The sequence below is a fragment of the Streptomyces sp. NBC_01635 genome (genome assembly GCF_045209715.1).
Taxonomy (GTDB): domain Bacteria; phylum Actinomycetota; class Actinomycetes; order Streptomycetales; family Streptomycetaceae; genus Streptomyces; species Streptomyces hirsutus.
The window spans coordinates 4,935,799-4,959,058 of record NZ_CP109277.1 but is presented as its reverse complement, the minus strand read 5'-3'; the positions used below and the strand labels follow the sequence as shown (position 1 = coordinate 4,959,058).

Annotated in this window: 23 protein-coding genes and 3 pseudogenes; 12 read left to right on the top strand and 14 right to left on the bottom strand. The window is 65.9% G+C overall.

The window, feature by feature from the left end; genetic code table 11:
• Positions 1 to 343 precede the first annotated feature (343 nt).
• Positions 344 to 1,131 (bottom strand): IS5 family transposase gene (locus tag OHB56_RS23155; protein WP_406359198.1). Its coding sequence is split into 2 segments (ribosomal slippage): positions 344 to 817 and positions 820 to 1,131, totalling 786 coding nucleotides; the frame shifts between segments, so codons are not numbered across the junction.
• 298 nt (positions 1,132 to 1,429) lie between these two features.
• Here OHB56_RS23155 and OHB56_RS23150 point away from each other — a divergent pair.
• Positions 1,430 to 2,644: a PIN-like domain-containing protein gene (locus OHB56_RS23150; protein WP_406355431.1), complete on the top strand. Its 1,215-nt coding sequence runs from the start codon at positions 1,430 to 1,432 to the stop codon at positions 2,642 to 2,644.
• A 389-nt stretch (positions 2,645 to 3,033) separates the two neighbouring features.
• Here the strand turns inward: OHB56_RS23150 and OHB56_RS23145 are convergent, their stop codons facing one another.
• Complete coding sequence (locus tag OHB56_RS23145) at positions 3,034 to 3,927, bottom strand: IS3 family transposase (protein WP_055593155.1); 894 nt, start codon at positions 3,925 to 3,927, stop codon at positions 3,034 to 3,036.
• Positions 3,924 to 4,229, bottom strand: coding sequence for a transposase (locus OHB56_RS23140; protein WP_381677622.1), 306 nt, complete (start codon positions 4,227 to 4,229; stop codon positions 3,924 to 3,926). Before OHB56_RS23140 ends, OHB56_RS23145 begins: the two co-directional genes overlap by 4 nt.
• A 227-nt stretch (positions 4,230 to 4,456) precedes the next feature.
• On the opposite strand from OHB56_RS23140, the gene OHB56_RS23135 reads away from it, so the two are divergent.
• Both OHB56_RS23135 and OHB56_RS23130 read left to right on the top strand, forming a co-directional pair.
• The gene (locus tag OHB56_RS23135; RefSeq protein WP_406355430.1) at positions 4,457 to 5,239 is read left to right on the top strand and encodes a hypothetical protein; all 783 of its coding nucleotides are present in this window, start codon (positions 4,457 to 4,459) and stop codon (positions 5,237 to 5,239) included.
• A gap of 644 nt (positions 5,240 to 5,883) precedes the next feature.
• A complete protein-coding gene (locus tag OHB56_RS23130; protein WP_406355428.1) occupies positions 5,884 to 6,255 on the top strand; it encodes a GIY-YIG nuclease family protein in 372 nt (123 codons plus the stop codon).
• Between the two features lie 163 nt (positions 6,256 to 6,418).
• Here OHB56_RS23130 and OHB56_RS23125 read toward each other — a convergent pair whose 3' ends face one another.
• The 3 genes and pseudogenes from OHB56_RS23125 to OHB56_RS23115 all read right to left on the bottom strand — a co-directional run.
• On the bottom strand, positions 6,419 to 6,796 hold the full coding sequence (locus OHB56_RS23125; RefSeq protein WP_282879467.1) for a DUF5958 family protein: 378 nt from the start codon (positions 6,794 to 6,796) through the stop codon (positions 6,419 to 6,421).
• A gap of 86 nt (positions 6,797 to 6,882) precedes the next feature.
• Entirely contained in the window at positions 6,883 to 7,212 is a 330-nt protein-coding gene (locus OHB56_RS23120; RefSeq protein ID WP_406355426.1) for a hypothetical protein, read from the bottom strand.
• A 361-nt stretch (positions 7,213 to 7,573) separates the two neighbouring features.
• A pseudogene (locus tag OHB56_RS23115) lies at positions 7,574 to 7,980 on the bottom strand (site-specific integrase); the annotation flags it as partial.
• Positions 7,981 to 8,087: 107 nt separating this feature from the next.
• Between OHB56_RS23115 and OHB56_RS23110 the strand changes: the two are divergent.
• The gene (locus OHB56_RS23110) at positions 8,088 to 8,936 is read left to right on the top strand and encodes an SLATT domain-containing protein (protein WP_406355424.1); all 849 of its coding nucleotides are present in this window, start codon (positions 8,088 to 8,090) and stop codon (positions 8,934 to 8,936) included.
• Between the two features lie 370 nt (positions 8,937 to 9,306).
• Positions 9,307 to 10,059, top strand: a complete 753-nt coding sequence (locus OHB56_RS23105; protein ID WP_406355422.1) for a DUF5677 domain-containing protein — start codon at positions 9,307 to 9,309, stop codon at positions 10,057 to 10,059.
• A gap of 204 nt (positions 10,060 to 10,263) precedes the next feature.
• Here the strand turns inward: OHB56_RS23105 and OHB56_RS23100 are convergent, their stop codons facing one another.
• On the bottom strand, positions 10,264 to 11,385 hold the full coding sequence (locus OHB56_RS23100; protein ID WP_406355420.1) for an endonuclease NucS domain-containing protein: 1,122 nt from the start codon (positions 11,383 to 11,385) through the stop codon (positions 10,264 to 10,266).
• Positions 11,386 to 11,797: 412 nt separating this feature from the next.
• Positions 11,798 to 12,772, bottom strand: coding sequence for a magnesium transporter CorA family protein (locus tag OHB56_RS23095; RefSeq protein WP_406355418.1), 975 nt, complete (start codon positions 12,770 to 12,772; stop codon positions 11,798 to 11,800).
• Positions 12,773 to 13,167: 395 nt separating this feature from the next.
• On the opposite strand from OHB56_RS23095, the gene OHB56_RS23090 reads away from it, so the two are divergent.
• Positions 13,168 to 13,728, top strand: coding sequence for a DUF5994 family protein (locus tag OHB56_RS23090; protein WP_406355416.1), 561 nt, complete (start codon positions 13,168 to 13,170; stop codon positions 13,726 to 13,728).
• A gap of 4 nt (positions 13,729 to 13,732) precedes the next feature.
• Positions 13,733 to 13,957, top strand: coding sequence for a hypothetical protein (locus OHB56_RS23085; protein WP_406355414.1), 225 nt, complete (start codon positions 13,733 to 13,735; stop codon positions 13,955 to 13,957).
• Between the two features lie 222 nt (positions 13,958 to 14,179).
• Here OHB56_RS23085 and OHB56_RS23080 read toward each other — a convergent pair whose 3' ends face one another.
• Positions 14,180 to 14,467, bottom strand: coding sequence for an SHOCT domain-containing protein (locus OHB56_RS23080; RefSeq protein WP_406355412.1), 288 nt, complete (start codon positions 14,465 to 14,467; stop codon positions 14,180 to 14,182).
• A gap of 17 nt (positions 14,468 to 14,484) precedes the next feature.
• Complete coding sequence (locus OHB56_RS23075; protein ID WP_326753946.1) at positions 14,485 to 14,928, bottom strand: DUF6325 family protein; 444 nt, start codon at positions 14,926 to 14,928, stop codon at positions 14,485 to 14,487.
• A gap of 702 nt (positions 14,929 to 15,630) precedes the next feature.
• Between OHB56_RS23075 and OHB56_RS23070 the strand changes: the two genes are divergently transcribed.
• Complete coding sequence (locus OHB56_RS23070) at positions 15,631 to 16,935, top strand: cation:proton antiporter (RefSeq protein WP_406355410.1); 1,305 nt, start codon at positions 15,631 to 15,633, stop codon at positions 16,933 to 16,935.
• Positions 16,936 to 17,088: 153 nt separating this feature from the next.
• On the opposite strand, the gene OHB56_RS23065 is transcribed toward OHB56_RS23070, so the two are convergent.
• Positions 17,089 to 17,367, bottom strand: a complete 279-nt coding sequence (locus OHB56_RS23065) for a hypothetical protein (protein ID WP_406355408.1) — start codon at positions 17,365 to 17,367, stop codon at positions 17,089 to 17,091.
• Positions 17,368 to 17,584: 217 nt separating this feature from the next.
• On the opposite strand from OHB56_RS23065, the pseudogene OHB56_RS23060 reads away from it, so the two are divergent.
• The 3 genes and pseudogenes from OHB56_RS23060 to OHB56_RS23050 form a co-directional block, all read left to right on the top strand.
• Positions 17,585 to 18,109 (top strand): annotated as a pseudogene (locus OHB56_RS23060) (IS5 family transposase); the annotation flags it as partial.
• A gap of 76 nt (positions 18,110 to 18,185) precedes the next feature.
• The gene (locus OHB56_RS23055) at positions 18,186 to 19,232 is read left to right on the top strand and encodes a hypothetical protein (RefSeq protein ID WP_406355406.1); all 1,047 of its coding nucleotides are present in this window, start codon (positions 18,186 to 18,188) and stop codon (positions 19,230 to 19,232) included.
• Between the two features lie 274 nt (positions 19,233 to 19,506).
• A complete protein-coding gene (locus OHB56_RS23050; protein WP_406355404.1) occupies positions 19,507 to 19,881 on the top strand; it encodes a hypothetical protein in 375 nt (124 codons plus the stop codon).
• A gap of 114 nt (positions 19,882 to 19,995) precedes the next feature.
• Here OHB56_RS23050 and OHB56_RS23045 read toward each other — a convergent pair.
• Positions 19,996 to 20,265, bottom strand: a pseudogene (locus OHB56_RS23045) (IS701 family transposase); the annotation flags it as partial.
• A gap of 229 nt (positions 20,266 to 20,494) precedes the next feature.
• On the opposite strand from OHB56_RS23045, the gene OHB56_RS23040 reads away from it, so the two are divergent.
• Complete coding sequence (locus OHB56_RS23040; RefSeq protein WP_406355402.1) at positions 20,495 to 22,180, top strand: PA14 domain-containing protein; 1,686 nt, start codon at positions 20,495 to 20,497, stop codon at positions 22,178 to 22,180.
• A 353-nt stretch (positions 22,181 to 22,533) separates the two neighbouring features.
• Here OHB56_RS23040 and OHB56_RS23035 read toward each other — a convergent pair whose 3' ends face one another.
• The gene (locus OHB56_RS23035; protein WP_055593025.1) at positions 22,534 to 22,869 is read right to left on the bottom strand and encodes a helix-turn-helix domain-containing protein; all 336 of its coding nucleotides are present in this window, start codon (positions 22,867 to 22,869) and stop codon (positions 22,534 to 22,536) included.
• Positions 22,866 to 23,246, bottom strand: a complete 381-nt coding sequence (locus tag OHB56_RS23030) for a type II toxin-antitoxin system RelE/ParE family toxin (protein WP_406355399.1) — start codon at positions 23,244 to 23,246, stop codon at positions 22,866 to 22,868. The genes OHB56_RS23035 and OHB56_RS23030 overlap by 4 nt, the downstream gene beginning before the upstream one ends.
• Positions 23,247 to 23,260: the final 14 nt, after the last annotated feature.

Sequence of the window (23,260 nt, the reverse complement as noted above, 5' to 3'; positions counted from 1 at the left end):
CCGCCACCGACCGATCCACATAGAGCTACGGATCAGAAGTTGCCCGTGCCCCTTCCGTGCCCGATCGAGCGGGAAACCACGGGGAACACCGGGCAGCCACGGAATCCGGGCAGGCGAACGGCCCCCGACCGACTTCCCAGGTCAGGGGCCGTTTCCGCTGTTCTCAGCGCGGAGGCGGTGGGATTTGAACCCACGGTGACATCGCTGCCACGACGGTTTTCAAGACTGTCCCGCTCGCGCCCCGCCCCTCCTGGTCAGGGACCTACACAGGCCCACACCAAGCCCTCTGACCCACGCATGGCCCACACGCCCCTGCACGGAGCCCTAAGAGCTCGTAACACGATCATGGTCGGGCCTTCTTGAGGCGTCTCCAGCAGATCAGGCTGCAGGCCAGGGAGACGAAAGCGTCGTGGAGTTCGGTGCGGCGTTCCCAGCGGACGGCCAGTCGTTTGAACTGGTGGAGCAGGGCGAAGGTCTGCTCGACGACGTACCGGAGCTTGCCCAGGCCCTTGATGTTGGGGGCGCCCTTGCGGGAGATGACCGGCAGGATGCGGCGCTTGCGGAGCTCTTCGCGGTTCGGGTTGGAGTCGTAGCCCTTGTCGCCGAGCAGGGCCTCGGGACGGCGGCGCGGACGGCCGGGGCGGCCGGCCACGGGCGGGATGCCGTCGACCAGGGCGAGGGTCTGGGTGACGTCGTTGACGTTGGCCGCGGTGGTGAGGACCTTGAGCGGGGTGCCGTGTCCGTCGCAGATCAGGTGGTGTTTGCTGCCCGTCTTGCGCCGGTCGGCCGGCGACGGACCGGTGTCGGCACCCCCTTTTTCGCGCGGATGTGGGAGCCGTCCACGCACGCGCGAGACCAGTCGAGTTCGCCGGCCGCGTTCAGTTCGGCCAGCAGGATGCGGTGCAGCTGGTCGAAGACGCCTGCCTTTTGCCAGCGGTCCAGGCGCCGCCAGCAGGTCTGTCCGGATCCGAATCCCAGCTCCAGCGGCAGGAGTTGCCAGGCTATGTCGTTGTGGAGCACGTAGAGGATGCCCTGCAGGCAGAGCCGGTCCGCCACCGGCTGAGGCCCCGGTGCCTTCTCCGGCCAGGGCGGCAGCAGCGGTTCGATCAGTGCCCACAAGTCGTCGTCCACGCTCCACGGCCGGGTACTCACACCCTCCCGAACGGTCAAATCGTCAGATCGGTCACGCCCGACCAGGACAATTCAACAAGATCGTGTTACGAGTTCTAAGGGGAGGCTGGAAACCTTGGGGCAGACGCTAGAACCTGGCTCGATCAAAGCGAACCCCAGGGCCAACGAAATTCGGTACCCTACTCATCCAGATCCGCTACAAGGGGGGCGAATGTCAACTTTCCTCAGCTCATTCGATGGTCATTGGCGTCGCCCATCTAGCGACTACAGGCACGCAGTCAAAAACTACCGAATTTCGGTGGATACGAATGTGTTGCTCGAACTTTATCGCTTTACCCCTTCGGCACGCGAAGAGCTGCTGGTAGTACTTCGCCATTTGCGCAAGCGACTTTGGGTAAGCCATCAAGTTGCTCAAGAATACTACGCCAGGAGAGTTTCGGCCGTAAAGGAGCACCTCGCTCTTTATGAATCAGTTCCAGAGGCGCTGGAAGAACAAAAAAAGAAAGCTCTGCAAGAGCTTTATGCTTTCGCCAAACGCTGCTCAATCAGCAATACAGAAAAAGAGCAACTCACCAAACCCATTGAGCACGCCTTCCAACAGGTCAACGCCGAGATCGGCAAGCACCGCAATAGCTTCGATCTCACGCTGGAACGGATTATCGACTCGGACCCGGTACTTTTGTCTCTCGGTGAAATCCTGGACGGCCAGACCGGTGTCGGCTTCACCGAAGAGGAAGCAGCAAGGCATCTAGTCGAAGCGCAACGCAGGGCTACCGATAAAATTCCACCCGGTTACAAGGATGCAGGGAAAACCGAAAATGCACACGGCGATTTCTTCGTATGGGAGCAACTACTCGTCGAGTCCGAGAAAGACAGCGACCCTCTACTATTCGTTACGAACGACGCCAAGGAGGACTGGGTCAGAAAGGAGGCCGGACTAATCGTCGGGGCACGCCCTGAGCTGGTAGCCGAGTTCAAGGAGCGCTGCGACGCAGACTTCTTGATCCTGCAACTTGGTCGCTTCCTGCAGATCGCGAAGGAAGCCTTGGGAGTCTCCGTCAGCGAGTCGACGGTCGCTCAGGCAGAAGCTCTTGTCGGACCGTTGCCAGCGACGCATATTTACACCCTGCCCGACAAGGCTTACTTGGAAGTAATTGACGCGCTGCACGCAGAGTCAAGAATGAATGCAGAAAATGCGCCACACCTGTCCATGGAAGAAAGAAGGCAAGCTCGCCATAAGGCGAGGAAGGTCGGCACCGTTCTGGATAATCTGCAACACTCAGCCAGAAGGAGAGGGGAACAGGTCCACGTAAGGCTGACCAGAGAAGAGATGAATATTGTCATGGATACTCTGCGGAGACAGAGGCCGGAAGACTCCTTCGAAAACGAATCCAGTTCGCATGAAGCGACTAAATCACAGAAATTGCGAACGCGAATCAAGCAGCTGGAATCCGAACTCGCCGAAATCCGCTCCGACCTCTCGGGCAACGAGACTACCGATAGGGAGAACTGATTCAGCAACCGATCAATCACCGAGACCACTCCTCCGCAGATCAGCAGGCAAGCCGCCCCCAGAACATGTGAGCTTCCCAAGCTGAGGACTCAGGCACCGTTAGCACGTGCCGGCCGTTGCGGCTTGCCCTGGTCGACGGCACTGGCAAGGTGGTGGAGAGCGGTGGGGCGCAGCGAGACACACACGCGCCTAGTCGGCCGACGCACCCAACAACGTGGCTGACTGTCGTTGGCTGAGGTTCGTGCCACAACCGTGCCAGATGCAGCGGTCAGCCACGGTCAACGAGGGTGTCTCGTGGTCGAGTTTGCAGCCGCCTCACCAGGCAGCAAAGCCCCAGGTCAACGGCACGGCCTCCCTGGACTTTCCCCGTGACGTTGGACACTCGATGCTTACGCCGCGAGGGCATGTCCTTGCTCGTGCCGCTGCCGGATCTCCAGCGGGGTCAGGTAGCCCCAGTGCGGGTGCTTCCGTAGCCGCTTGCGGTTGTAGAAGGTCTCGATAAAGGTGAAGATCTCGGCGCGGGCGGTGGCTCGGTCGGGCCAGCGGCGGGTGCCGATCTCTTCCTTCAGTACTGCGAAGAACGACTCGGCGACGGCATTATCGAAGCACGAGCCGGTCCGGCCCATGCTCTGCCGCAGCTTCAACCGGCCTATCTCCCGCCGGAGTTCCTCGGACGTGTACTCACTGCCGCGATCCGAGTGCACGATGCAGCCCGGCTGGAGCCGACCGCGGCCGGCGGCCATCGCCAGCGCGTCGACGACCAGGGACGCCCGGTGGTGGCCGGCCATCGAGTAGCCGACGATCTCGCGGGTCGCCAGGTCCAGCCAGGTCGCCAGGTAGAGCCAGCCCTCCTCGGTGGCGATGAAGGTGATGTCGCCGACCAGCTTCTCGCCCGGCGCGCTCGCCGTGAAGTCGCGGCCGATCAGATCCGCAGCGGGCACCGCCTTCTTCGCCGGGCGGGTCAGTGAACGGCGTTTGCGCCGGGTGATCCCGGCGATGTCGCGCTCACGCATGATCCGCTCCACGCGCTTGCGGTTGATCCGCCTGCCCGACCTGCGCAGTGCGGCGTGGATGCGCGGCACTCCGTATGCGTGTCTGGAGGCGATGTGCAGCACGGTGATCTCGTGGGCCAGGGCGTCGTCGGCGGCCTGGCGGGCGGCGCGGGCCTGCTCGCCGGCCCGCCAGGCGTAGAACGAGGACCGGGCAACCTTCAGCAGCCGGCACAAGAGAGCAACACCATGGGTGGTCTTCTCCGCTTCGATGAACACGTACACGTCGTTCACCGATCGCTCTCCTTCGCGAAGAAGACCGCCGCTTTTCGCAGCACCTCGATCGTCTCGGCCTGCTCACGGGCCAACTTGCGCAGCCGACGCAGCTCCTCCCGCTCGGCCGTCGTCAGCTCGCCCGGTGCCCCCTGGCCCTGGTCGACCTGGTCCTGCCTGACCCAGTTGCGCAGCCCCTCGGCGCTGACGCCGAGTTCCCGGGCCACCTCGGTGACGGTCCTGCCGGAGGAGCGGACCAGAGCGACCGCGTCCCGCTTGAACTCCTCCGTGTACCGCCTACTGCGGTTGCTCTTGTTTCCCACCTGGCACTACTTCCTCTGGAACCTCACGTCCCAGTCTCCAGGTGTCCAACATCAAGGGGAAGCTTCACCCAGCCTCTCTCCTAAAGCGGGGGTCGCCACTCCCGCTGGCGACCCAGCACCCATGTCAGTGCCTCGCCTTCTTTGATCACCGGTGAGCATGTATCGGGCCTCCCCAACTGACGGGCGCGCTATGTCCGTTGTCGGTGGGCGGTGCGACACTTCTACCCATGGGTGAAGAGGTGCGCTCTCGTATCGAGATGACGGATGACGAGGTGATCGGTGCCGCATCTGTGCTGCTGGTGCAGCGCGGATACAGGGAGGCGGCCGCCCTAATGCTGGACGTGACAAACGTCTGGATCGAGAGACACACCGTCCACGAGGACTCCATGTCCTTCTCCTACGAGAGGGAATACCAGGAGGTCATCATGGAACTGGAGCCGCGCCTCCTGCCCAACTCCGGTTACCTCCTGAACCACATCAGGTCGGCGTTCGAGGCCGTCGGGGCTGGCTGTGGGCGGAACATCGAGGATGTCTCGGTCCGAGAGGTCATCCCCAGGGTTGGATCGAACTGGCGGGAACAGTTGGCCCGTGAGCTCAAGGGTGGGCGCCAGACGAACCAGGCCCGCAAGATCCGGCTGGAGCCCCGGCACCCAACCGAGGACGGTCTCCACTTCACGAACGAGTGGGAGCACCGCGTCTACCAGCTGCTCAAGGAGCGGCAGGCAGCCCTGCCGGACAACGACACCATCGGGGTCATGCCTCTTGGTGCGCTACGAGTACCAGGACACACTTTCGAACCGGACTTCCTGATCACGTATCGCGGACGAGCCGGTGTCATCGAGATCGACGGTCCGCACCACAAGGGCCGTGCCTCCGCTGACCGTAGCCGGGATCGGTTGTTCAAGCACGCCGGTGTAAGGGACGTGGACCGCCTGTGCGTCGAGGACAGCACGACGAAGGAGGAGGTCGAAAAGTTTGTAACCGACTTCCTCAAGCACCTAGCGAGTTGACTCGCAGCCATGTCTTGGGCTCGGCTCAGTGCGCTACTGCGTGCTGTCAGGCATCGAACTCACCCTCGACTCACATCAGCGTGGCCGGACGGGTCGCACACAGTGCAGGCATTGGGCCGTCTCTGGGCCGTCGGAGGTCAGCCGGCGCCGAGTAGCCCACGGCAACCGAACTGGTCAGAGCCGTAGGCTTCTTCTGTCCCGCTGGTCAGCGGAATCAGTGATCCGTAGAGCGGCAAGACAGGTTGCCCAGGCAGACGGGCGTGCCCATGTGCCAGACGCGTGCCAGATCCTGCGGGAAACCAGGGGGGACGGCGGGGAGTCAAGGAACTTGCCCGTCATACTCCCACGGCCCTCCACCGCAGGTCATGACCGCAGCGAGCCCTAGATCACCTTTGCTTCCCAAGCTGATGTCACATGTCAGCGTCGACCAGTAACCTGCGACGATCAGCCGTGGCACGCCTGGAGGCTCCGTGGAAGTTACCACTCTCGTCAATCCCGACCGGTTGTGGTCAGCGCAGGAGGTTTTGGCGCGTCCGAGCCCTGTCCCGGCGGCGGCAGGGGTCTACGGGTGGCACTTCAAGCAGCCGCCCCACCCGGACCTGGGCGCTGGGCGCCTGCTCTACGTCGGGATAGCCCCGCGGTACATGGCGAACCGAACCAGCACCCAGAACCTGCGCAAGCGGGTGCGCTACCACTACCGGGGCAACGCGGCCGGCTCGACCCTGCGGCTCACCCTCGGCTGCCTGCTCGGACTCGATCTGCGCCGCGTGGGCAGCGGCAAGCGGATGACCTTCGGCAAGGCCGGCGAAGCCACCCTGAGCCAGTGGATGGCGGACAACGCGCGGGTGTGCTGGATCGAGCAGAGCGAACCGTGGGACCTGGAGTCGCAGCTCATCTCCCAACTCGACCTCCCGCTGAACCTCGACCAGAACCGCCACAACGCGTTCCACAGCCGATTGAAGGAACTACGAGCGCAAGCACGCCAGCGAGCGCGGGAGTTGCCCATCAGCTCGTAGGCCGCCGAGCGGGCCGACGGGCCGATGTCTGGGCCGTCTCTGGGCCGTCCGAGGCTGCTCAACAGTGGCCAATGACGACCACCAAGCGCGCGAGCATACTGGCGCTGACCAGCAAAAACCCAGCTCACCAAGATCCCCGGCAAGACCCAGGGCAAGAAGACACCTAGATTGCATCCCGCCGTGGATCCGACAGGTTGTGCCACTCGTGGCCGCACCCATCGGCACAATGCAGCATCCGCCTGCGGGTATCCGCGATGCTGAAGAGGGCGATGAGCAGGCGGAACGACTTGGTGAGTTCATAAGCCGGGAGTGCTTCCATCCCGAAGCGCCACTTCGTGAGCATCACCGCCGGCGTGTGAGTGGGACGAATGCCAGAACGCGCAATGCTCTCAGGCACATCGTCCTCGCAGGCGCGGGCCTGCCCGCAGAACAGCACCAGTGCGTGCAGGACCTTGCGTTGGTCTTCCTCCGCGAGGCCCTCGAACCACTCGACACCCTCGGCCGTCGGCCTGAGCCCCTGCGCAAGCTCGTTCAGGACCACCTCGTGTGCGTACAATGTCGGCCACCTCCCCCGTGATCTCAGACCGACGGTACGCTCACCAAAGCCCCGCCGATTCCCCGAGCCGTTCAGTGCGAAGGCATGAAGCCAGCGGACTGGTCGAGGTGGAACGCGGAACCCGGAGTCGTCGGAGTCCACCCCTCACCCAGGGCAAGCCGAACAGCCGCGGCAACACTGGACGGCCGTACAGGCTCAGCCTCGCGCCCCATCCAGTTACTCGGATGCGGCTGGCCGGTGGTAACCACGAGCGTCGCTCCCGGGGTGTCCGCACGCTCGACCGCGAACGTGCACGGCGACCAGGCCAAGCCCTGGAAGTAGGTCGGCCTGCCTCGAAGCCGCCAGCGGCAGGCCGTGCCGTCGACGACGATCCGTCGTGATCCCCTGCGGACCAGCGCCATGACTCCCCCTTCAACAGCGAAGATGCTAGCGGGCCCGGCGCAGTCGTCCGTCTCAGTTTCCGTCTCATTCAGCGACGTTCACGGCCGTTCAGACAGGACCGGAAGCGGTAGCCGTCCAGACGACCGGCCGTCCATGCACGCAGGTGAACGGCCCTGTACTCGGCCCGGGACGGCACCAACACAGTTGGAAAGCGTGTTGGGGGCAACCTCTCACGAGTTCGAATCTCGTATCCTCCGCCAGCGCCTCACCAGGCACTATGTCGAAGGGCGCCCTGAATCAGGGGCCCTTCGGCGTTGCCCCTACACCTCGTTGTCCTGGTCTTGTCCTCAGCGAGGTTTTCCGGGGGCCCCAGATGATCTAGTCAATGACCCGGTCGGGGACCCCGAGCAGCATCAGTTGGTGCCAGCGGCGCGCCGGGCGTCGAGCAGTCGCCCGTCTCGGACGCCGACGTCTTCCAGCCGTCGCTTCCAGTCGTGGCAATCCGTGTTCAGGCTGAGCGGCCCGCCCAACGGCTTGGTGAACACGTAGGCGGACTCGGTCCATAGAGTTCCAGCAGCTGCGCGCTCTCGGGCCTGCGTCTCCCTGCGGGAGCCGAGCATCACGACCAGTGGGCCCCCGGAAAAGCACAGCGCGACGCTCGGCGCATGACTTCGTGTTCTTCGTCTCGTACCGCACCTGAACTCGAGTCAGGCAGTACCCGGCCTTCCGGCCACACGGCGCTGCCTCACCACACCGTGCTCATACTTCGGCCGCAAACGCCCACACCGGCAAGGGTTCCCTTCGCGGCCCAATACTCCAGATGTAGATCGTGATCCGAGAGAGGCTTCTATGATCGGATCACATTTTGATCGTCATGCAGAGCAGTAGGGGGGCCATGGCACAGTCAACGTCTGCGGCCGAAAGGGCAATTGAGGAACTTCTTACGCACGATAGGAAGATTCTCGCTCTTCAAGGCGAAATTCGCGAAGCCCGCCTTAAGCGATTTCTACTGGTTTCCGCCTACTCTTCTGCACCTACGCTGCTGTTGATTGTGTTCGTTGGGAACATCGTCGCATGGGGCCACATCGACCTCGCCCGCGTCAACGTGGCCTGCATCCCGATTCTCATCGCTCTCCTAATCCTGTGTGTGATCGTGCGCGCCAACAGCACAGCTATTGAAATCTGGGACAGTCGCCTCAAAGACAAATGGGAAGCGGGCCACGCGGCGGGGAAAAAGATCGATCTTGAGCTCGCCCTTGAGCGCAAGCGTCTCTCCGCAGCATCTATCGACCTACCAGCAGAAACCCGTCGCCACGTCTACCGAGAGACCGTCCCAGTAGCCATCGAACAGTATCGCTCCGACGGGCTTCGTTACAGGCGTGTCCATAACTTCTTCCAAGGCATCATCATTGTCGGTTCGCTTGCGACGTCGACGGCAGCAAGCCTTGCGGAAACCCCGGCTCCTTATAAATGGATCACCGTTGGCACCAGTTTCTCTGTCGGTCTCGCAGCAGGCTTCACGGGCTACTTCAAGTTCCGCGAGCGTAGCTTCTATCTCCAGCAGACAGCCGACTCCATCGAGGAGGAGTACGACGCTGTCAATCTGAAGGTTGGCCGCTATAAGAGCAGCGCTGACGACGAAGCTGCCCTTCTGGAGTTCACTGAGCGGGTTGAGACCCTCAAGAATGACCAGCGCAAAAGGCAACAGCAGCTGGACCAGCCGACAGAAACGCCCGAGGGCTGACCCTGTTGTCCAGTTCGCTGATGGCCGTCACTGTCCACTGTCGTACGCGCGCCCCTCCCACGCACCCGTGCTCGTATGAGGAGCGCGGGCGGTTCCGGCGCAGCTTCAGGTACTCGTTGTCCCTGTATGTGGACACGCTGCACACCTCACCACCGCTCCACCAACTGAGGTTCATGACCGTGCGCGTCGCGGTCCCCAGAACCGCAGTCTGGAGACGGGGTGTTTCTCTCCAGCAGGACTCAGCCCTCACGCGTTCCACTTATCGCCGGCAGTGAAGGTGTCGGTGCGGTAAACGAGCATCGCGTGCAAGTGGAGCTGCCGTTGAGAAACCCCGTAGCGCAGGCAGGGACGCTCCGACGATGCTAGGTCGGTGGCTGAACCCGACCCGCGAGACGGCCTGACGCGTCTCGAAAACTTGATCACCGGCAACCTTCACGAGTACATCGACCCCGTTGACCGCTCTTCTGTAATCGGCTGGGGACTCTTCTTCAACGTGGCGCACCAAGTGCGTGCAGTCCTCACGCTGCACCAAGCCGGCGCGTGCGGCGCTGCATCCCCGAACCGACGGAGCGCTTTGGAGTACGCCATCACCCTTCGGTGGTGTGTGGACCAGGGCGATCGGATAGGCGACATCTACAACCGCAAGCTGCGGGGCGACCAGATCCAACTCGCCAAGGCCCTGGCGGCGGACGAGACGAAGGACCGCTACAGGGACGCCTACGAGATCATGGCGCAGACGGTGAAGACGGTCAACGACACCATCGCGGCGGACCCCAACGAGAAGTTGGTGAAGATCGACAACCTAGTTAAGGGCTACGGCCTCACGAAGGAATGGAGCCTTTACACCGTCGAGTCCCGCTTCACCCACCCGACGCCCACCGGCGTGCAGATGTTCTTCAAGGACGATGGGGAAGCAATCCACGTCAGTCAGGCACCGATCCATGAGGAGATCGTGGCGTGCCAGCTGTACTGCCTATGGATCCTGCACATCGCGATGCTGGCCTTCAACGAGGTGCTCACCGGCAAGCCGTGGACCGTCGAGCTTGGACAGGTCGCCAAGGAGTATGGGTTCGCCACAACGCTCCCGCAGTGGCAGGGGCCTGGCGACCTGCACGCGCAGTGATGGGCGCAGACAGCGTGGGCCACCCATGGACGGACCGCAGGCCGTCGTGATCCATATGGATTTGACCAGCGGCTTCCCCCGAGGCTCAAGGGGCCTTCGGAGCCGTGTGCAAGAAACACGCTCTACGCCAGCGGGATACGTCAGTCGCCATCTTCTATGCGGCTACGCTGCGGGCCGCTGGTCGGACCATGACGCTACGTCGGGTCAGGCGTCAGCGGAGCCTTGATCGATGCCGAAGTGGCGGGAGATCTCTTCGATCGTGAAGCGGGCGCGGAGCTTGCAGGCGGAGTTCTGGTTGGCGAAAAAGCCGGTACGCCACAATGCCTCTTCGCGTGGCACGGCACGCTCCCAGGTAACCGGGACGATCCACTCGCGAGGGTCCTCCCCATCCCTGTCTGCTGTCTCCCCGGCGCGTCGGTAGGCGCCCGTCAGGGAGAGATCAGACATCCGCTGGCTTCCGCCGTCGAGGCTGAGAACGGCATCCTCAAACGGTTGGGGTTCGCCGGAGACCGTGCCGACGCCCACGTAGCCCACTTTGGGGATGTGAGTGAACACCCGCGCCCCGAGTGGCAAGGACCGGATCGTCCGAGAGAACCATGCCCCGCCGCCAGCCGACACGAAGCCGTAGTGAAGGGCGTCGTCCCAGTTCCGGCCTCCGGGCTCATCGCCGAACGACACGTACCAGTCCGTCCCATTCCACGGCTCCTGCTTCCCACGTCCCTTCGCTCCGGCCGCCGGTGCCAGGGCCTCGACCTCGTCCATCAACCAGGTACGGGCCAGGTAGGAGCGTCCCTCGTCCTCGAAATAACGAAAAAAGAGCACGTTGACCGGAACCTGGAACCCAGAGGCCAGGTAGGTGACGATCCGCTCCGTCGCCGCATCGATCTCGCTCGCGACGATGGTGAGAGCGTGCGTCGCGTTGAGGGCTTCCGGTGGGGTGCCGCCGAACCGCAGCGCAAACGCCTCGTCCAACTCTTCCGCCAGTCCTCTGCCGCGAGCGTAGGAGGTGTAGATGTCGCGGATCTGGTCGTTGGTGAGCTCCTGGACCCAGGAACCGTAGTCGAGGACCTGCGCCACCACCTCGCGAGGCGTGCGATCTCGCTTGAGCTCAAGAACGTGCAGGCCGCCTTCAGCATCCATGCCCAGGAGGTCGACAACCTTGCCGTACTGCGTGAGCACCTGCCGGCCGATCAGCAGCAGCGGATGTCCCAGGATGCCCGGGTCGGCCTCGATGAGCTCCTCCAGCCGAGACTCTGAAGGCATCGGCTGCGTGGCGACTCGCACGGGCTTGTCGTCCACACGCCACAGTCCGAACTCCAGCGGCATCCGCGTTCCCCCTCCGCTCAGACCACAGGGCCCAACTGACTGGGCATGGCGCAAGACAGTATGACGCCGAAGCGTCGCCCGCCACCGGATCGCCTGCGAACTGGACCCACATGATTGCCGTTGCAGTACAGCAGCGAAGTACAGCAACCACCGTGACCACAGCGGACCGCCAATGCCCCTCAGTGGCTCCCTGGCCAACCCATTGGACCTTGGTGACCTTCCAGCCGAGAGTTCGGGACGAAGAGGTCGTGGGTTCAAATCCCGCCACCCCGACAGAGATACACCAGGTGAGGCCCGGTGCTGAGAGATCAGTACCGGGCCTCACCTGGTGTGCGGACCCGTTTTTGGGAGCCGCATTCGGGAACCGGCTCCCAGGGCCCGTCTGCCGACGAGAACACAGGGGCGTGTGCGGTCAGATCCAGTCCCAGTTCTTGAAAGCGAAGTACAGCGTCAGAGAGACAACGACGATGACGGCGCTGGAAACGATGAATCCCGACTGGTGTCCGAATCCGGGGTAGGGAAGGTTCTGTCCGTAGAAGCCAGTGATCGCCGTGGGCACGGCGATGATCGCGGCCCAGCTCGTCACCTTCTTCATGATCAGGTTCATCCGGTTCGCCTGCACCGACAAGTTGGTTTCCATCACCGAGGCCACCAGGTCGCGCAGCGACTCCGTCCACTCGTCGGCACGCAGCACGTGGTCGTACACATCGCGGTAGTACGGCAGCAAGGGGCCGTCGACGATGTCGAGGTCGGGGCGCATGAGGGTGTTGACGACCTCCCGCATGGGCAGAACCACGCGACGGAGCCGGACCAGTGATTTCCGCAGGGCGTAGGACTGGCGCTGTACGGTCTGGATCTGCCGGCCGCCTTCGGCGAAGAGCAGATCGTCCAGTTCCTCAATACGTTCGTCGAGTTGCTGTACCGCGGCAAAGTGCCCGTCGACGACATAGTCGAGCAGGCCGTGGAGCAGAAAGGCGACCCCGTGCGCTGCCAGAGCCGGAGTACGGTCCCACCGGGCGACCAGCTCGTCGAGGGCGAACGCGGCGTCCTTGCGGACCGTGATCAGCGCCTGTGGCGTGAGGATGACCGCGAGCTCACTCATCGTCAGTCCCGCGCCGTCCGGGTCGACGGCTACCGCGTAGACACTGAGGAAGTGATGGGTACGGTAGTTGTCGAGTTTCGCCCGTTGTCCCTCGTGCAACGCGCCCTCGAGAGCCAGCTCGTGGAGACCGAGTTCCTCGCCGACCGCCGTGAACTCGGCGCGGTTCGGGCGGTACAGGTCCAACCACACGGTCGAAGACGGATCCGCCAGATGCCGTGAGATGTCCTGGACCGGGAAGTTCTCCTCGACCAGGGAGCCGGCGCGGTACAGCCGAGTGTGGGCCATGTCGCGCACACTAACGGCACCAGCGGAACATCAGCGGACACCACTGCCGGGCATGCACCCCGACCGGCGGTACCGCCCCGATCACCTTGAAGTCGGCGACGCAGCAGAGACAGCCCTACGGGCGCTCGGGCCTCCAGACGTCGTTCCTGGGGCTCGTGGCGTTTCTCGCCGGTCCGAGGGTCCTCCGCGGGGATCGGGTGTGCCCGATGGGTGCCGGTGGTTCCGGACGCGTTGCCTCTCGGTAAAACGCCTGCTCACGCGCACGTCCCGGGGTCTCGGAGCGGCGTAGAGTGAAGGAATCGGGAGTACTTCGCACACTGGCCACCACGTCGGTGTCGTTCCCGGCGAGCAACAACACCGGCCTCCAAGAGGAGACTCGGGGACAGGTCCGCGTCATGACCGCGACCATTGAACCTAAGATCATCAAAGAACGTCTGCCTTCGGCGTCGGCCCGGCTGTCCCTGGTCCCGACCGGCTCGGTTCCAGGTCTCCTGGACGGTGCCTGGTGGCCCCGCTCCCGTGATCTCCTCCGGGAGATCCCCACTCTGACGGACGCGCTGGACGCGTGCTGGGGCCGGATCACCCACGTCACCGTGAACCCGGCCCACTGGCCCGTCATCCCGCGCAAGGTCCCCGTCACGGGGCACACGGTGCATGTCGGCTGGTTCGCCGACGAGCAGGACCCGAACAAAGTGATCCTCTTCTCCTACACGGTGGGCCGCCTGGACCTGCTGGTGATCCCTCCGGAGACGGAGCCGGCCGCCGCCGCCCGGCTGATGGCCGCGGCAACCGTTCCGGGAGGTATCAGCACCGCCAGTGGCCTGATGGCCGACGAGGCCATGAGCCACGACGCGACAGAGGCTCGGAGCCGGGAAGAGGAATGGGAGACCGACGGCGGAGCCGCTCCAGCGGCCGGAGCCGCGATCGGGATCTCGAGTTCCGCCCTGAGGGGGTGAGGACGTGGAGACAGCCGTCACCGTCGCCGTGATCATCTTCGTGATCATCGCGGGGATGTTCCTGATCCACCGGCTCAACGCGCAGCACGACGAAAGGATCGGGGCGTTCCGCTACAGCGACGCCCTGCCGGGAATCGGTCGGCAGCCCCGTAAGAGCCCACGTGCGACCGCGCCGAAGGGTCCTCCTGCCGACGCCGCACGCCGTGAGCATCGCGAGGGGAGCCGCTGAGGACGCAGCCCTGCTTCCAGCCGGGGTGGTCAGGGCGGGGGAGTGGCCCACAGGGCGGCGAGGCACCCGTGGCAGGCGGTGCCAGGACAGCGCGGGTATGGCAAGGTCTGCCCCTGATCGTTTCGGCAGTGCCTCCGCGATCGGGGCTGATCGTGGTGCATGGTTCACGGCACCGTCAGGGCGCCTGGGGGAAAGCAGCGTGGAGCCCTCGACGAGAGCCGGTCATGATCCGAGGATCCTGCGCTTCTGCTCCTCGAACTCGGTCTCGGTGAGCACGCCCTGAGCCTTGAGTTCGCCGAGCTGCTTCAGCTGTTCGATCTTGCTGGTCATGTCGGGGGCCGGCGGAGCCGGAGACTGCGGGGCAGGGGACGTCGGCTGAGGCGAGGGTGCCTCGGATTCCTGCTGAGCTGCCCAGCGTCCCTGCTGGCGGCGTGACACGCGGTTCGATACGGCGGTCGCCGTTCCGGCGATGGCGGCGGTACGCGCGACCCCGCGGATGAGACCCGGCATGGTGGTTTCCCTTCTGCTCAGCGAGCGGCCTCAGCCGCGTCGAGGGCGTCGAGGACTGCGGACACCGGGATCCGTCCGGAGGCGACCATCCTGGCCCCGCCTCGGCGCAGAGCGGTGGCGAAGGGCGCGGCCCACAGGTTCTCGTAGACCAGGATGCCGGCGGAACTGCCGGGCTCCAGCGCGGTGGCCGCCTCCTCGATGTCGTCCTGGCCCAGGAGACCGGAGGAGGCACCCTCGAAGACGGCCAGGTCGAGTTCGCCGTCGCCGGTCAGGTCGGCGATCTCCATGCCGGTCACGGAACCGTCGTCATCCTTCTTGACGAACATCAGGTCGAGGATCCTGATCAGGCCGCGGTCCACAAGATCGACCAGCAGGGGGAATCCCTCGCCCGTCATTCGGTTACCGGGAAACTCGACGACCAGATAGTCGATCGGGCCCACTTCTTGGGTTTCGTCGCTCACGGCGTCACCTCTGGTGCTCGCGTCCGGTACTCGCAGCTCTCCCCGTATTCCGATTGCACCATCGGGCCGTGGCGTTCGCACTTCGGTGAACCGTTCACCCGCCTGGTCCACCGGGTCCGCCCGCGTCGGCGTGCCGCATCGCGTGGATCTGCCGGTGTCCACTCCCGGGGAGCAGCCTCACGTCCAGCTCGGCTCCGCTCGCTCGTCGCGGGCCTGGACTCGGACGCGGTTCGCGGCGGTCGGCCGGTTCTGGGCGCCCGCCCTCCGGACGGCCCTGCCGCGGCTCGTGGTCCCGGGAACGGGCGGGTCGTGGCCCCGGGAACGAGCGGCTCGTGGTCCCGGGAACGGGCGGGTCGTGGCTCTGGGAACGGGCGGTTCGTGGTTCTGGGAACGGGCGGAGGCCGCCGGGCCCGCCGGGTGGGCGAGGATGCGCGCAGATCTCGACCGTAATTGGCACGCACACCTCGGTCAGAACCGGCACCGGCCCGCTTTCGTCCGGTGTGCGGCCTCGCACGAACCGGCAAAGGCCCCCTCCCCGGCTCCGCGCGCCAGGACCGAGGGTCCCCGGCTCGACCGAACCAACACCTAGAGTGAGCGGTCATGTCACTGCGTGACCGTGACGGGTGGCGTGGTCGGGCGCGTGGCGCGTCGTCCCGGCACAGCTGCCCGGGCGGTCACCCTGGTCCCGGGTGAGGAGTACGGATGAGCCAGTGGGGTGTGGTGGTGGCCGGTGGCGTGGTCGTCGGCTACGGAGCGCTCTCGCGGCGGCTGTCGACGACCGTGCTGTCCGGGCCCCTGGTGTTCGTCGTGTGCGGGCTGGCGATCGGGCCTCTGGGCCTGGACCTGCTGAACGCGGACCGGGATCCGGAGGTCATCCGGACGCTGTTGGAGAGCGCGCTCATCCTTGTGCTGTTCACGGACGCGGCGGCGATCAGGATCGGGGACCTGCGCAGGGAGGGGTTCCTGCCGTTGCGGCTGCTCGTGGTCGGGCTGCCCGTCACGATGGCGCTGGGGTGGCTGGCGGCCTGGCCCCTCCTGCCCGGTCTGGGTGTGTGGGAGCTGGCGCTGGTCGGTGTCATCCTGGCTCCGACGGATGCCGCGCTCGGGCAGCAGGCTTTCTCCAACAAGCGGGTCCCGGCGCTGGTCCGAGGCGGCCTGGGCGTCGAATCGGGTCTGAACGACGGTCTGGTGCTCCCGTTCTTCGTGCTGGCGCTGGCGGCGGCGGGCGAGGCCGAGGGGCATCCGGGCGTCGTCGTGACGTTCCTGCGCGCGCTGCTGCTGAGCGGTGCGATCGGGCTCGCCGCCGGTTGGGCCGGGGCGGGCGTGTTGCGTCGGTCGGTTGCCCGGGACTGGAGCACTCCCGCGTGGCGGCAGTTCCTGACGTTGGCCGTTCCCGTGAGCACCTACGCGCTGTGTGACGTGGGCGAAGGCAGCGGCTTCATCGGTGCCTGGGCCGCCGGTCTGGCCTTCGGAAGCCGGCTGCGTGGCGCGTCGTCAGGACGTGTCGCTCACGCCGAAGGCCCGGGTCCCACGCAGAGCACGAAATTCAGCGAGCGGCTCGGGCTCCTGCTCGCCTCGGTGAGCTTCCTGGTCTTCGGCGCGGTCATCCTGGGGCCGGTCCTTCAGCACGTGACGTGGCGGATGGTGGTCTACGCGCTGATCAGCCTGACCGTGGTCCGGATGCTGCCGGTCGCTCTGGCCATGGCCGGCGCCGGTCTGCGGGCCGCCTCCGTCGCCTACATCGGGTGGTTCGGTCCGCGCGGGCTCGCCTCCCTGGTCTTCGGCCTGCTGGCCTTCGGTGAGCACCTGCCCGGGACGACGCTGCTGAACGGCGTCATCGCCGTGACCGTGGGCCTGAGCGTTCTCCTCCACGGCGCCACGGCCCCGTTTCTGGGAAACCGCTACGGCGACTGGTTCGCCAGGACGCTCCGCACCGAACCGGGCCTGCGGGAGAACGCGCTCAGCGCCGACAACGCCCCCGGCATACGAGGCCCCCACAGCCCTTGACGAACACGGCGACTGCGCCACCCGTGGCGTTCGAGCTCGCCGATGGCGAACCCCAGGCCGTGCGAGACAGCCCCGCTCCGAGTGCTTCCGCAGGCGTCGGCGGTTGCAGCAGCTCCCCTTCCGCGCCTCACACAGCCATGGGCCGGGCCCGGGCTAGCGGGCGAACGACCCGTTCTGGGTGTCGGAAGCGGACTGCCACGCCTGTATGCCCGCTCGGGACGCCTCCTTGGCCTGCTGCCACTTCATGGCCGCCTGCTGGGCCGGAGGCACGTCCATGCCGCGGATCATGCGCCGACCTGCGGCGAACACGGCGACGGCCGCGATGACCATGCCGGTGCACGCCACCACGGCACCGGCCGCGGTGAGCACGGCACCGGTCGTGACGAGCCGGGTGTCGATGTCGATCGTTTGCGGGGGCTTGTGATGGTTCATGACTCCACCATCCAACGGCAGGTGACCACCTCGCATCCCGGGCACTCGCATCCCGGGCAGCGGCACAAGAGGCCGGAGCGCCCCCGTACTGGTAGGTGCGGCCCTGGCGGCAGGCGAGGAGTCGCCGGTGACCGGGGCCGGTGGCGACGTGCTGACGATCGTCGTGGTGCCGGGCTCACCGCCGGCGCGGTCGCCGCACAGGAACCCCGTCCGGCGCGGAGCCCGCAAAAGGGGGGCCCCAACGGCCGAGCCGCACGACCACGCCATCGGCCGGTCGCGCGGGGGACTGACAACGAAGATCCATCTTGCTGCCGACGGCCGCTGTCGTCCCCTCGCATTTGTCCTGACCTGCGGCCAAGCGGGCGACGCACCTGCCTTCCTGGACGTCATGGCCGGCCTCCGTGTACCGCGTCGCCGCGGACGGCCCCGAACCAGGCCGGACGTAGTCATGGCCGACAAGGCGTACTCCTCCCGCGCGATCCGCGACCACCTGAGCAAGCGCGGCATCCGTGCGGTGATCCCCGTGCCGGCAGATCAACGTGGCCATCGGCTGCGGCGGGGCAGCCGGGGCGGGAGACCGCCGGCGTTCGACCGCGAGACCTATAAACAGCGCAACACCGTCGAACGGTGCATCAACCGCCTCAAGCAGTGGCGCGGCATCGCCACGCGCTACGAGAAGACCGCGACCATCTACCTGGCCGGACTCCACATCGCTGGCATCTTTCTCTGGTCCGCCTGCTGACTCAGGGAAGTTGTGTGGTGTCAGCTGACGTGGATCGGTACACCCATTGTCAGACGCTGCTGGCAGCATCACCGCTGTGAACGCCATCTTTACCACCCCACCGCGGCCGTTCGACGTCACCGCGCTCTTCCCCCGACTGGCCCCGCTGGCACGCACGGCGACCCGGCTGCACCCGCGCCCCGGATCCCCGACCGCGCACGACAGCTCCGTCGGCGGGCCACTCCTGTGGCCCGCCGACGAGCCGTGGCCGTACTGCGACGAGCCGCACGACAGTCGCGTGACGAGAGTGGTGCACTCTCCGGACGACATCAGGCTCTTTCGCCGCAGGCAGGTGGCAGCGGCCGAGCGGCTGCGCCTCGACCCCCAGGCACCCACGGTCACACCCGAGGAACTGGAGGCCGCGCAGCGGTTCCGCGAGGGCCGCCCGTGGTTCGACGGCCCGATTGCCATGATGCCCGTGGCCCAGCTCTACGCTCGCGACATCCCTTTCCCGTGCCCGCCCGACGCGGACCTCCTCCAGGTCCTGTGGTGCCCCTTCGACCACGCGATGGCTCACCCCAAGACCGTCCTCTTCTGGCGCTCCTCCGCCACCGTCACCGACGTCCTCGACGCACCGCCCGAGCCGCCGATCGTCCAGTCCGCGTACTACCTCCCGGAGCCGTGCCTGTTCTCACCGGAGCAGGTCACCGATTACCCGAACCCCTCGGAACTGAGCGAGGAGCTTCGGGACCAGCTGGACGACATGAGCCGCTGGGAGACGGTCGACCCTGCGCTGTACAGCAGTTACGCGGACGACCCGGGCGAGCTCTACCTGAACAACCTCTCCACCGCCCCCGGCTGGAAGACCGGCGGCTGGACCCGCTGGAGCCCCACCGACCCCGTGCCCCGCCTCTGCCCCGAGTGCGGCACCGAGGAAGTCCCGCTCCTCACCATCGCCTCCTCGGAATGGGACGGTGGCAGCGAGACCTGGATCGGCGAGGAGGAACGGCCGAACCCGACCCCGCTTCCCCTGGGCGCCCGGGACGGCAACTTCACCTTGATCAGCATCACCGGCGGCAACAACCTGCAACTCCACGTCTGCCCCGACTCCCCGGACCATCCGCACATCGAACTGCTCCAGTGAGCCCTTGCGGAAGTCCTCCGCGCCGACGCGCACGCCACCATCGGCACCGCGATCGACTCTCCAGTCAGCAGCCTTGGCCAACTACCGGATGATCCAAACGACGGGCCCCAGCGCCCCGAGGTGGCGTGTCGAGTCAGGTGCAGTTTGACGATTTGGCGCCGGGTGATGCTTGACGTCTGATTTGGACGATCTCATCCCGCGGGCCGGCTTCGTCTCGTTGTTCGAAAGTTCCTGGCCTGTTCGGTGGTCCTCGAAGCGACAGTAGGGTTCCCGCATGGCAGAGGCGGAAACGGTCCGGCGGGCGCCCAGACAGCTCACCGAGATGCGCGATGTGTACGACCTCCTGGAGGAGGTGCGACTGCGCCCGGGGATGTGGGTGCGAGGCAGTTCGCTGCAGCATCTGGATTCCATGCTGTTCGGCTATCACGTGGCTCTGAAGGTTCACGGCGCCAAGGAAGAGCTTGACCTCCGGCAGGGCGGCCCGTTCGCCGACTGGCTGTGGCCGCGGCTGGGGTATGAGTACGAAAGCTCGCTGGGCTGGGTGGTGGAGATCGAGCGCGCGGCCGAGGCCACGCACCGGCCCGCGATCGAGCTGTTCTTTGAGCTGCTCGATGAGTTCCGTGCCGAGCAGGGCCAGCCGGGGGCCTAGTAATGCTTCGTTAGGGTCTGGTTCGGTTGCGGGGCAGGAGGCGGTTGCAGGTGGTGCAGGCGCCGGTCCAGCACTTCAGCAGGTCCTGAAGGACGTCGAGGACCTGGTAGAGAGTCAGGCCGGCGTGTGGACTTTTGGGTCGTGCCGCCTGAGGATGAGGAATGCCTAGGTGGCGGTGACGAGGGTGACGTGGTGGTGCCGGCCACGCCAGGTGCGGCCCTCGAAGTGGTCGAGTCCCAGGCCGTGCTTGAGCTCCTGGTAGTCGTGCTCGATTCGCCAGCACATCTTCGCCCACCTCACCAGGTCTTCCACCGGTGTGGTGATGGGCAGGTTGGATATCCAGTAGCCGGTAGGCCGGCCGGTACGGTTCGGCCTCCTGACCATGGGCGACCTCCTTGCCGGTCAGTGCCGGCACATAGGACAACCCACGTTCCTCCAGGCCGATCCGGAACGCGGTCACGACCGGGGCTTTCAAGCGCACGCCGGGTGTCCGTGCGGACGCCCGGCGTAAAGTCCCGGTCGTCGGGCCGTGAAGATCGGTACAACCTCATCCCGGCCTCGCATGTCGTGGTCATGAACGCTCTTTTGCGTCCTGATCCGATCAGAGGACCGAATGACCCCAGCCAGACGCACGACCTCCGCGGCCGCGACCGCGATCGTGCTCGCCACCGCGGGCGGCCTGCTCACCGCCGTCGCCACGCCCGCCTCCGCCGCGACCACCTGCACCTCGCCGGTCTACAAGCGGCAGTTCTTCGCGAACACCACCTTCTCCGGTACGCCGAAGAAGACCGACTGCGACTCCAAGATCGACCAGAACTGGGGCACGGGCGCCCCGGCTTCCGGTCTGCCGTCGAACAAATTCGGCGTCCGCTGGACGGTGACCCGCGACTTCGGCTCCGGCGGCCCCTTCTCCTTCCCGGTCGAAGCGCGTGACGGCATCCGCGTCTACCTCGACGGCGTCCGCAAGGTCGACCTGTGGAAGGACGTCTCGACGACGGTGAAGAAGACGGTCAACGTCACCATTCCGTCCGGCAAGCACACCCTGCGCGTCGACTTCGTCAACTGGACCGGCGCCGCCAACGTCAAGTTCGGCTACGCGCCGCGGACTTCGTCCACCGTCGACAAGGTCAAGCCGCGTACCCCGACGGGCACCGCCGTCACGTACGACACGGCGACCGGCAAGGCCAGGATCACCTGGTCCAAGAACAAGGAGATGGACCTCTCCGGCTACCGCGTCTACCGCCGCCTCAAGGGCAGCACGTACCCCGCCAAGCCGCTGACGACCACGACCTCCACGTCGTACACCAACACCCCGCCCCCGACCGGCCAGACGTACTACTACGAGATCCGCGCGGTCGACAAGGCCGGCAACGAGTCCACCGGCACCGCCGACCAGGCGGTCACCACCGTCGACCGCACCGCGCCGCCCGTGCCGGCCGGACTGAGCACCGCCTCCCAACCGGAGGGGCTGCGGGTCGGGTGGAGCGCGGTCCAGGGAGCGGTGTCGTACCGGGTGTACCGGGCGGCCAGTGCGGACGGGGCCTACACCGGCGTGGGCGGTACCGAGCAGCTCTCGTACGTGGACGCCTCGGCCGCCGAGGACACCACCTCCTACTACCGGGTGACCGCTCTGGACGCCGCGGGCAACGAGTCCGCGCGGTCCGTCGCCGTCAGCGGCAAGCGCCGGGACCTCACCCCGCCGTCCGCCGTCACCGGGGTGACCGTCACCCCGACCGAGTACGGCTTCGAGGTGCGCTGGGACGCCAACCCGACCGCCGACCTGGCGAGCTACGTGGTCCGACGGGGCGAGCTGCTGGGGGACGAGGAGGAGCAGCTGTGCTCCCTCTACCCGGGCTATTACGTGTCGGCCGACACCACCTCGTACGCGTACACCGCCTTCCCGGACGGCGAGGAGTCCTGCTTCATCGTCAACGCCGTGGACGACGCCGGGAACTCTTCCTTCCGGGTGACCGGCGAGGCCCAGATCGTGACCGCGACCGAGCTCGACATGACGCCGAGCGCGGCGACGCCGGGGGGTTCGCCGGTCAGGTTGACTGCGGCTTCCGGAGAGGCGGGCGTCGAGCTGTCCTGGTCTCCGGTGACCGACGCCATCGGCTACCAGGTCTACAGGTGGAACCCGCACGCCAAGGCGTACGAGAAGCTGGCGGCCACGACGGGGTCCTCCTACGAGGACACCGACGCCGCCAAGGGCACCACTCACTTCTACTGGGTGACCGCCCAGTACGCGGACGGCACCGAGTCCGCGCCCGACGCCGACTGGGTGGTCCTGGCGCCCTGAGCACAGCGACGGCGCTGGGAGAGATCCGGGAGAAGATCTTCTCCCAATGCCTCCCAGGCACCCAGGGATACCATGCCACCCCAAGGTCCTGACCTGCATAAACACCAGCGAGGGCAGGTATGGGTCTCGCCCTGACCTTATTCGGGACGGAGAGGTCGTGGGTTCACATCCCGCCACCCCGGCAGAGGGCAGAGGCCCCTTCACGTGATCGTGAAGGGGCCTCTGTCGTGTGTACAGCAACGGAGCACAGCAATCGCTACGGCACTCGCCGGCCATCCACCCGCCCGTGCTCGCCCGCGGTCCGCACCACGAGCTCCAGATGCCGTGGTGTGAGGGAAATGTCCGGGGCCGGATCAGGCCGCGTCGCGGGCGGTGAGAGTGAGGCTTACGTCTTCCTCGTTTATGGCGATGTTCAGCGAGGCATTGAGCCCCTTGGCCAGCTTCGCCAGCAGCGGCAGGGTGGGAACGGTGTCCGATCCCTCGATGCGGGAGATCTTCGCCTGGGTCAGACCACAGCTACGGGCAAGCTGCTCCTGGGACAGGCCGAGGGCCTTGCGTCGGTCGTACACCACTTGGGCGAGCGCCATGGAAAGGCTGATCTCCCGGTCGAGTTCCTTCAGCTCCGGCGAACGGCCGTCCTCGCCGGTGAGCGCCTTTTCCCGTGCGAGCCTCCAGCGGCTGTGGTTCATTCCAGCTCCTCCTTGTCGACGTCGCGGTCGAACAACTGATGTGCCGGCCCATGCTCGGCTTCGCAGGCCTTCTTCGCCTGCTTGGCCCTGTCGACCTCCGCTTCCTCCCGCATCCTTGTCTTGCGAAACACGGTCAACAACACCACTGTGCGGCGCGAGGTCAGCCAATAGGTGATACGGAAGGCCGTGCCGTCGAGCATCGGTCTCAGTTCGCGCACACCGTCACCGAGATGGCGGGCGTGTGGCTCTCCCAAGTTCGTCGGGTCGTCGGCCAGGAGCATCACCATCCGCTCCACCTTCCGGTAGTGCCTTGCCGGAAGGGACTCCAGCCAAGCTCGTACCTCGGGCTCGATCTCGACATCGTACAGATCAGCCATGTCGCCCACGATAT

Coding starts and splice junctions, on each gene's coding strand:
- OHB56_RS23110 (WP_406355424.1), top strand. CDS start 8,088: ATGGCACAGTCAACGTCTGCGGCCGAAAGGGCAATTGAGGAACTTCTT.
- OHB56_RS23030 (WP_406355399.1), bottom strand. CDS start 23,246: ATGGCTGATCTGTACGATGTCGAGATCGAGCCCGAGGTACGAGCTTGG.
- OHB56_RS23050 (WP_406355404.1), top strand. CDS start 19,507: ATGGCAGAGGCGGAAACGGTCCGGCGGGCGCCCAGACAGCTCACCGAG.
- OHB56_RS23035 (WP_055593025.1), bottom strand. CDS start 22,869: ATGAACCACAGCCGCTGGAGGCTCGCACGGGAAAAGGCGCTCACCGGC.
- OHB56_RS23130 (WP_406355428.1), top strand. CDS start 5,884: ATGGCGAACCGAACCAGCACCCAGAACCTGCGCAAGCGGGTGCGCTAC.
- OHB56_RS23065 (WP_406355408.1), bottom strand. CDS start 17,367: ATGAACCATCACAAGCCCCCGCAAACGATCGACATCGACACCCGGCTC.
- OHB56_RS23040 (WP_406355402.1), top strand. CDS start 20,495: ATGACCCCAGCCAGACGCACGACCTCCGCGGCCGCGACCGCGATCGTG.
- OHB56_RS23070 (WP_406355410.1), top strand. CDS start 15,631: ATGAGCCAGTGGGGTGTGGTGGTGGCCGGTGGCGTGGTCGTCGGCTAC.
- OHB56_RS23080 (WP_406355412.1), bottom strand. CDS start 14,467: ATGCCGGGTCTCATCCGCGGGGTCGCGCGTACCGCCGCCATCGCCGGA.
- OHB56_RS23095 (WP_406355418.1), bottom strand. CDS start 12,772: ATGGCCCACACTCGGCTGTACCGCGCCGGCTCCCTGGTCGAGGAGAAC.
- OHB56_RS23120 (WP_406355426.1), bottom strand. CDS start 7,212: ATGGCGCTGGTCCGCAGGGGATCACGACGGATCGTCGTCGACGGCACG.
- OHB56_RS23090 (WP_406355416.1), top strand. CDS start 13,168: ATGACCGCGACCATTGAACCTAAGATCATCAAAGAACGTCTGCCTTCG.
- OHB56_RS23100 (WP_406355420.1), bottom strand. CDS start 11,385: ATGCCGCTGGAGTTCGGACTGTGGCGTGTGGACGACAAGCCCGTGCGA.
- OHB56_RS23135 (WP_406355430.1), top strand. CDS start 4,457: ATGGGTGAAGAGGTGCGCTCTCGTATCGAGATGACGGATGACGAGGTG.